Source organism: Devosia sp. (assembly GCF_017307565.1).
GTDB lineage: Bacteria > Pseudomonadota > Alphaproteobacteria > Rhizobiales > Devosiaceae > Devosia.
Map to the genome: position 1 here is coordinate 1 of NZ_JAFKHD010000479.1, position 7,148 is coordinate 7,148.

At 61.8% G+C, this 7,148-nt stretch carries 8 protein-coding genes; 2 read left to right on the forward strand and 6 right to left on the reverse strand.

The features are described 5' to 3' along the window. Both J0I64_RS20930 and irrA read right to left on the reverse strand, forming a co-directional pair. On the reverse strand, positions 1–618 hold a 618-nt coding region (locus J0I64_RS20930), incomplete at its 3' end, for an arylamine N-acetyltransferase (protein ID WP_291411936.1). Between the two features lie 231 nt (positions 619–849). After that, positions 850–1,293: an iron response transcriptional regulator IrrA gene (irrA, locus tag J0I64_RS20935; protein WP_291411938.1), complete on the reverse strand. Its 444-nt coding sequence runs from the start codon at positions 1,291–1,293 to the stop codon at positions 850–852. Positions 1,294–1,479: 186 nt separating this feature from the next. Here irrA and fabA point away from each other — a divergent pair, with 186 nt between their 5' ends. Both fabA and fabB read left to right on the forward strand, forming a co-directional pair. Beyond that, a complete protein-coding gene (gene fabA / locus J0I64_RS20940) occupies positions 1,480–2,010 on the forward strand; it encodes a 3-hydroxyacyl-[acyl-carrier-protein] dehydratase FabA (RefSeq protein WP_291411940.1) in 531 nt (176 codons plus the stop codon). An 84-nt stretch (positions 2,011–2,094) separates the two neighbouring features. Next, positions 2,095–3,321 (forward strand): beta-ketoacyl-ACP synthase I, encoded by a 1,227-nt coding sequence (gene fabB / locus J0I64_RS20945; RefSeq protein ID WP_291411942.1) that lies wholly within the window; start codon positions 2,095–2,097, stop codon positions 3,319–3,321. A gap of 268 nt (positions 3,322–3,589) precedes the next feature. Here fabB and J0I64_RS20950 read toward each other — a convergent pair whose 3' ends face one another. The 4 genes from J0I64_RS20950 to J0I64_RS20965 all read right to left on the reverse strand — a co-directional run bounded on the left by J0I64_RS20950 (position 3,590) and on the right by J0I64_RS20965 (position 7,125). After that, on the reverse strand, positions 3,590–4,483 hold the full coding sequence (locus J0I64_RS20950) for a hypothetical protein (protein ID WP_291411944.1): 894 nt from the start codon (positions 4,481–4,483) through the stop codon (positions 3,590–3,592). Positions 4,484–4,638: 155 nt separating this feature from the next. Continuing rightward, on the reverse strand, positions 4,639–4,833 hold the full coding sequence (locus J0I64_RS20955) for a hypothetical protein (protein WP_291411946.1): 195 nt from the start codon (positions 4,831–4,833) through the stop codon (positions 4,639–4,641). Between the two features lie 159 nt (positions 4,834–4,992). Then, on the reverse strand, positions 4,993–5,973 hold the full coding sequence (locus J0I64_RS20960) for an ABC transporter substrate-binding protein (RefSeq protein WP_291411948.1): 981 nt from the start codon (positions 5,971–5,973) through the stop codon (positions 4,993–4,995). Positions 5,974–5,994: 21 nt separating this feature from the next. Beyond that, entirely contained in the window at positions 5,995–7,125 is a 1,131-nt protein-coding gene (locus J0I64_RS20965; RefSeq protein ID WP_291411950.1) for an ABC transporter permease, read from the reverse strand. Positions 7,126–7,148 lie beyond the last annotated feature (23 nt).

Genomic DNA, 7,148 nt, shown 5'->3' on the forward strand with positions numbered 1-7,148 from the left:
CAATTGCTGGGTGAAGGGCGAGGCCGGATTGCTCGAGAGGTCGCGATTGATATCCCAAAGATCGACCTCGGCCACGGCGTCGGTCGTAAACACATAGACGCTGCGCCACTCATCGCCGAGCTTGACCTCAAGCGTCCATTCCGGCTCGCCGCCGACGAGGCGAAAGGTCTCGTGCGGGGTCGATTGTTCGGTGCCGGCCCGCAGCCGCAGGGGCGCGGTGAGGCTCAGGCCGCCAAAGCCGACATCGGCGATGTAGCTGGCGCCCTTGATATCAACCAGCAGCAGCATGTGGCTCGGCGGCGCCAGCACGGCATCAGTATTGGTCCAGGTGACCCGCGCGAGCAGCGGCCGCACCTCATAATCGAGATCGGCCAGGATGCGCATGAAGAGGAAATTGTGCTCGAAGCAGAAGCCGCCGCGCTTCTCGGTCAGCAGCTTGCGCTCAAGGCTCTGTTGGTCGAGCAGCACGGTTTCGCCCATGAGCGGGCTGAGATTTTCGAATGGGATGGCGGCCGGATGCAGTGCGTGCAGCTGTTCCAGCGTCTGAAGCGTCGGGGCGATGGAACCGGCAAAGCCGATTCGCTCGAAATAGGCATTGAGATTGACCTTTTCGGGCATCGACCACCTTTGTCGCTGTTTCGATTGGCCCCATTATATGGGCAAAGGGCAGGCTTTTGTCACGGGGGGCAGATTTTCATCCCCGCCCAAGCAAGGCTCTTCCCTTGAAGGAAGGCGCCTAACCCTGTCTCTCTTCCGCCCCGTCACTCCCGCAAAAGCGGGAGTCCCCGGCGCAAAAAAGAAATTCCCGCTTTCGCGGGAATGACACTGTGGATTGGAAGATCAAAAGGCTCAGACCGGGGTCTTGCGGACCCGGATGACTACGTCGACATGGGCCACTTCCATGCCCTTGGGGGGCTGGGGCAGCGCCTTGAATTCCACCGAAGAGGCCGGGATATCGATCATCCGCTGCTCGTCTTCCACAAAGAAATGATGGTGGTCTGAGGTATCGGTATCGAAATAGGAGCGCGAGGCATCGATCGCCACTTCGCGCAGCAGGCCCGCTTCGTGGAACTGGTGCAGCGTATTGTAGATCGTGGCGAGGGACACGTTCACATTGGCGTCGCTGGCCTCGGAATGCAGTTGTTCGGCGCTGACATGGCGATGCGGGCCGCCAAACAGCAGCTCAGCCAGGGCAACACGCTGCCGCGTCGGCCTGAGCCCGGCCATGCGCAGCACTGCCGTCAGACAGGGCGTATGGGACGCAGGACGGTCGGCGAGGTCAAAATCGGTCATTGGGCCAGTGTAACTCGTCTCATTGGTCCAGAAAGCATGGCCTTGTTATAGTGTTGGCGAGGGCTCGAAACAAGTCGCTCAACTGTCACACGCCGGGCACGCTCGACAGACTGCACCTTTGGGCCGTCTTGACCCCTTTTCCGCACCTCTATACGAGACAAGGCTTGAGCTTAGCGGGGATGGGTAATGGCGGACCGGCAACACGCATTTGGTTATGAAGAGCTTTTGGCGCATGGTCGCGGCGAATTGCCGGGGCAGATGGACGCGCGCCTGCCCGCTCCTCCGATGCTGATGTTCGATCGCATCACCCATATCGACGAGACCGGCGGCGATTTCGGCAAGGGCCTCGTGCGCGCCGAACTCGATGTGAACCCGGACCTGTGGTTCTTCAAGTGCCATTTCATCGACGATCCCGTGATGCCCGGTTGCCTCGGCCTCGATGCCGTGTGGCAGATGACCGGCTTTTTCCTCGGCTGGATCGGCCAGCCCGGCAAGGGCCGCGCGCTCGGCGGGGAAATCAAGTTCACCGGCCAGGTGACCAATGACGTCAAGCTCGTGGAATACGGCATCGACATCAAGCGCGTCATGCGCTCGCGTCTGACCCTGGGCATTGCCGATGGCTGGGTGAAGGCTGACGGAAAATTGATCTACGAAGCTAAGGATCTTCGCGTGGGCCTGTTCACCGATGCCCAGCTTCACGAGCAGAAGACTGCCTGACCGGCCTTAGTGCTGCACCAAACAGAATTTATTAGGTGATGCGCCATGTGGATGGCGCCTTCACAGGACTAGAGCGAGGACTTTATGAGACGAGTAGTGGTAACCGGCATGGGTATCATTTCTTCGATCGGGAACTCGCTCGACGAAGTCACTGAGAGCCTGCGCCTGGCCAAACCCGGCATCGTCTTTGCCGAAGACTATGCCGAACTGGGTTTCCGTTCGCAGGTCAAGGGCGACCCGCGCCTTGACCCGTTCGAGCTGCTGGACCGCCGCGTCACCCGTTTCATGGGCAAGGGCGCAGCATGGAACTACCTCGCCATGCAGCAGGCCATTGCCGATGCTGGCCTTGAAGAATCAGACATTTCCAACCCCATGACCGGCATCGTCATGGGTTCGGGCGGTGCTTCCACGCGCACCATCGTCGAAGCTGCCGACGTCACCCGCGAAAAGAAATCGCCTAAGCGCATCGGGCCGCTCGCAGTGCCGAAAGCCATGGGCTCCACGGCCTCGGCAACGCTGGCCACATCCTTTGCCATCAAGGGCGTCAACTATACGATCACCGCCGCCTGCGCGACCTCCAAGCATTGCATCGGCAATGCCATGGAGCAGATCATGCTGGGCAAGCAGGACATCGTCTTTGCCGGCGGCCACGAAGACCTCGACTGGACGCTTTCGAACCTCTTCGACGCCATGGGCGCGATGAGCTCGAACTATAACGACACCCCGGAAAAAGCCTCACGCTGCTACGACGCGGCCCGCGATGGTTTCGTGATTTCCGGCGGCGCCGGTGTGCTGGTGCTCGAAGAGTACGAACACGCCAAGGCGCGTGGCGCCAAGATCTGGGCCGAGCTCGTCGGCTATGGCGCGACGTCTGATGGCGTCGACATGGTCGCGCCCTCGGGCGAAGGCGCCGAGCGCTGCATGCGCATGGCGCTCAAGAACATCAAGGCGCCGATCGACTATATCAATCCCCACGCCACTTCCACCCCGGTCGGTGACCTCAAGGAAATCGAAGCCCTGCGCGCCGTCTTCGGCAATGAAGACAAGTGCCCGCCGATCTCGGCGACCAAGTCGCTGACCGGCCACAGCCAGGGTGCCACTGGCGTCCATGAATCGATCTATTCCATCCTGATGATGCGCAACCGCTTCATCGCCGAAAGCGCCAATATCGACGTTATCGACCCCGCTTTCGAAGACATGCCGATCCTGCGCCAGCGCCGCGACAATGTGGACCTGGGCTATGTGCTCTCCAACTCCTTCGGTTTTGGCGGCACCAATGCGGCTTTGGTGTTCAAGCACCCCGAGGCGTAAGGCGTTTTCCAAGGACGTTCCAAACCACCATGTCATCCCCGCGAAAGCGGGGATTTCTGTTTACGGCATCTGCTCCGAGGGAGCGCTTGCCGCATCTCGATGCTCTCAGAACTCAGGCAGGCAGGTCCCAAAAGCCCCCCAAAAAAAACGGGGCCCGAGGGCCCCGCTCAATCACGTCACCAGATAGATGATGATAATCAGCCAGATCGGCACGCCGAGCAGCCAGAGTGCGAGTCCCTTGAACATGGCTTTCTCCTTTCGTGTCTGATCAGAAGCGGCGGAACACGTCGGTGAAGACAGTGTTCTCGTCACGATGGTTGCCGCCCTTCTGGGCCGCCCAGAAGGCGCCGATGGCCGAAACGAGGGTCGTGGCGGCGAGGAGGAAGGCTGCGATGATGGCGGTGTTGCGGGCGATCCGCGCCGCTTCCAGCGCCTGCTGCTTTGCCCCGTCGATGGCAACGACCACCTGGCTCACGCGCGCGGCGGATTCTTCCGGCGTCAGGCCGGTATTGGCGGCCACGACATTGGCAAGATAGGTGCGGTCGGCCTCGGGAATGCTGCCATCGCCAAGGGCGGCCTGAGCAAGGATGCGGGTTGCTTCGCCACGTGCCTCGGCATTGCCGGCAACCGGCTGTTCGGCGCGGAAGAGCTGGTCGGCATAATAGGCATTGGGATCGAGCACATTGCCTGTCCCTTCAGCCACGGTAGCGGTCGCCGTGGTCGCCGTCGCCAGAGCCGAGCCTGCCATATTGGCCGCGGCACCAATGCCGCCAAGGGCGATCACGGCCCCGAGCACGGTGGCACCGGCCCACACGATAAGCCCATGGGCGCCGTCGCGCGCATCGCTTTCGTCTTCGGTGGCATCGAAATGGCGGCGGCGCAGCCGGCCGGCGAGATAGCCGCCGGCCATCAGGCTCGACACCTGCACCCAGAGCAGCCAGCTGGCGGCGGCAATGCCGATCAGAATGCCGGGTGCGCCCTGACGGGCATGAAAATTGACGAAGTTGAGCCCCAGCGCCGCGCCGAAGCTGATGAAGACGAGCGAAATGGCGCTGGCAAAGACCACGCCGGCCAAGATCGCCGACCAGTCCACATAGCTCGCCCCTTCGCGTGTGGCGGATGTTTCAACGACCGCAATCTCGGCCGGTTGTACCATGCTCATATCGGCCTCCCGCTCAGGCGAGGCCGACAAAGGACAGGATGGCCATGACGATGACCACGAGGCCAACGAGATAAATTATCGAATTCATGAAATCGGCTCCGGCAGTTGAAGTGTGAGACCTCAACTGAACGGGCGCGGCTTTTGTTCCGGCGCGTTTAGCCGGTGATCTGCCGGAACCAGGCCATGACGGTCGCCATGTGCTGGGGATTGGTCCAGAGGAACCAGGCGCCACCGACCAGCGCCAGCACGATGATGATGCCGACCATCTTCTTGACGACGGAGAAGATCAGCCAGATGACGACGACGGCGCCAATGCCGAGGCCCAGCAGCGTAATCGGGTCTGTCGGCATTTTCGTCTCCTCAGTCTTTTGCGCCTTGTGCCGGGCTTCGGTGGCAATTTCAAGATAGCGCCATGCCGCTCAATCCACCGGCCACCACCCCGGCCGAAGAAGGGCACAAAAAAGCGGGCGGGGACAATTCCCCGCCCGCCTCGAACATATCGGCGAAACCTACTTCAGCGCGTCGGTGACGACGGTGGTATAGGCGCCTTCGGGCTGGGCCTTGATGATCTTCTGGTCGAGCAGCGCCTTCACCGTACGATCATAGGTCGTCATGTTGAGCGCGGCGTCGTTGGCATCGACGAGCTTGGAGACTTCGCCCACCATGTAGAGCTGGTGCGCGAGCTCGGCGGCGCCGGTTTCGTCGCTGTCGACGACGATCTGAGCGGCTTCTTCCGGGTTGTCGAGTGCATATTGCCAGCCCTTCATCGAAGCGCGGACAAAGCGGGTATAGGCGTCGACCTTGGCCGGATCCTTGAGGGTGTCCTCCATGACATAGAGGCCGTCTTCGAGGAGGTCGTTGCCCATCTCGGTATAGTTGAAGATGGTCAGGTTGTCCGGGCCATAGCCGGCGTCGAGCGCCTGGCCATATTCGTTATAGGTCATCACGGAGATACAGTCGGCCTGGCCCTGGATCATCGGCTGGATGTCAAAACTCTGCTGCAGCACCGTGACGCCGCCGGGCGAGCCGTCGGTCTTGATGCCTTCCTTGTTCATCCAGGCAAAGAACGGATACTCATTGCCGAAGAACCAGACGCCCAGGGTATGCCCCGGGAAGTCGGCGACGGTTTTGATGCCCTTCTCGATCGGGCAGATCATCATCAGGCCCGAGCGCTTGAACGGCTGGGCGATGTTGACCAACGGCACGCCGGTGTCGCGCGCGGCAAGACCGGCAGCCATCCAGGTGACGATGACGTCGGCGCCACCGCCGGCGATCACCTGTTCGGGGGCAATGTTCGGGCCGCCCGGCAGGATCGTCAGGTCGAGGTTCTCCTCATCATAAAAACCCTTGGCCTCGGCCACCAGATAGCCGGCAAACTGGGCCTGCGTCACCCACTTGAGCTGCAGGGTCAGCGCGTCGGCTGCAAAGGCGCTGGGCATGGCCGCCAGCGCCATGGCGCCGGCGAGGAGACCCGTGAGATAAGTCTTCATTCTTTCGTTCCCTTTTCCCTGTTACGCCCGTCCACCACGGACGGACGGATGCCAGAAGGTGACGCCCCTTTCTATGAGGGCGATCACCCCGTAGAAGGCGGACCCCGCGACCGCAGCAACCGCGATCTCCGCCCAGACCAGGTCGATGGCGAGACGCCCCACCCCGGTCGAAATCCGGAAGCCCATCCCCACAACAGGCGTTCCGAAGAATTCCGCTACGATTGCGCCGATCAAGGCCAGAGTCGAGTTGATCTTGAGGGCATTGAAGATGAAGGGCCCCGCAGCGGGGAGGCGTAACTTCAACAGTGTCTGCCAATAGTTGGCAGCATAAGTCCGCATCAGGTCGCGCTCGATGGAGGAGGCTGCGTTGAGCCCCGCCACCGTATTGACCAGCATGGGGAAGAACGTCATGGCGACGACGACGGCAGCCTTGCTCTGCCAGTCGAAACCGAACCACATGACCATGATCGGCGCGATGCCGATGATGGGCAGCGCCGACATGAAATTGCCGATGGGCAGGAGCCCTGCTTTCAAGAACGGCGAGCGATCGACCGCAATGGCGACGACAAGCCCGGCGAGACACCCGATGATATAGCCCGGGATCACCGACTTGACGAAAGTCTGGATGAAATCGGCCCAGAGGATCGAGGCGGAATTGCCGAGTTGGGCCGCAATGGCCGAAGGCGCCGGCAGCAGCACCGGCGGCACCCGCGCCCCGCGCGTCACGATCTCCCACATGACCAGCAGCACCGCGCCGAAGACGATGGGAATGACGATGTCGGTACCCGTATGGGGCAGGCGTCCGGCCCTGATGGCCGCCGAAAGACGCTCGGCAAAGTTCCAGGAGAGCAGCCAGAACGCGGCCAGATACAGCCAATAGGCCGGCCCCATGGCCATGTCAGGATAGGCCGTCGCCATGCCCGGCAGCGACAACGCCGCCCCGAATAGCAGAACAAGGCTCGCGATTGGCTCCAGCAGACTCCAGCGCGTCAGGAGCCCAATGATCCCGGCGAGGAACAGCCCCACCATGGGCACGAGGAAGACCGGCCAGCCATGCTGGACGCTGCCCTCCCCGACCAGTTCCGGCATCAAGACGCCGAAGATGACAAAGGCCAGGCCAAGGGTGGCGAGGAGACGATGATGAAAGATCATGCCCGCACCCCGATCCGCGCATT

What these genes read in the sequence shown, in the direction of transcription:
- J0I64_RS20965 (WP_291411950.1), bottom strand. Translation starts at nt 7,125, where the DNA reads ATGATCTTTCATCATCGTCTCCTCGCCACCCTTGGCCTGGCCTTTGTC.
- J0I64_RS20955 (WP_291411946.1), bottom strand. Translation starts at nt 4,833, where the DNA reads ATGCCGACAGACCCGATTACGCTGCTGGGCCTCGGCATTGGCGCCGTC.
- J0I64_RS20960 (WP_291411948.1), bottom strand. Translation starts at nt 5,973, where the DNA reads ATGAAGACTTATCTCACGGGTCTCCTCGCCGGCGCCATGGCGCTGGCG.
- J0I64_RS20950 (WP_291411944.1), bottom strand. Translation starts at nt 4,483, where the DNA reads ATGAGCATGGTACAACCGGCCGAGATTGCGGTCGTTGAAACATCCGCC.
- fabA (WP_291411940.1), top strand. Translation starts at nt 1,480, where the DNA reads ATGGCGGACCGGCAACACGCATTTGGTTATGAAGAGCTTTTGGCGCAT.
- irrA (WP_291411938.1), bottom strand. Translation starts at nt 1,293, where the DNA reads ATGACCGATTTTGACCTCGCCGACCGTCCTGCGTCCCATACGCCCTGT.
- fabB (WP_291411942.1), top strand. Translation starts at nt 2,095, where the DNA reads ATGAGACGAGTAGTGGTAACCGGCATGGGTATCATTTCTTCGATCGGG.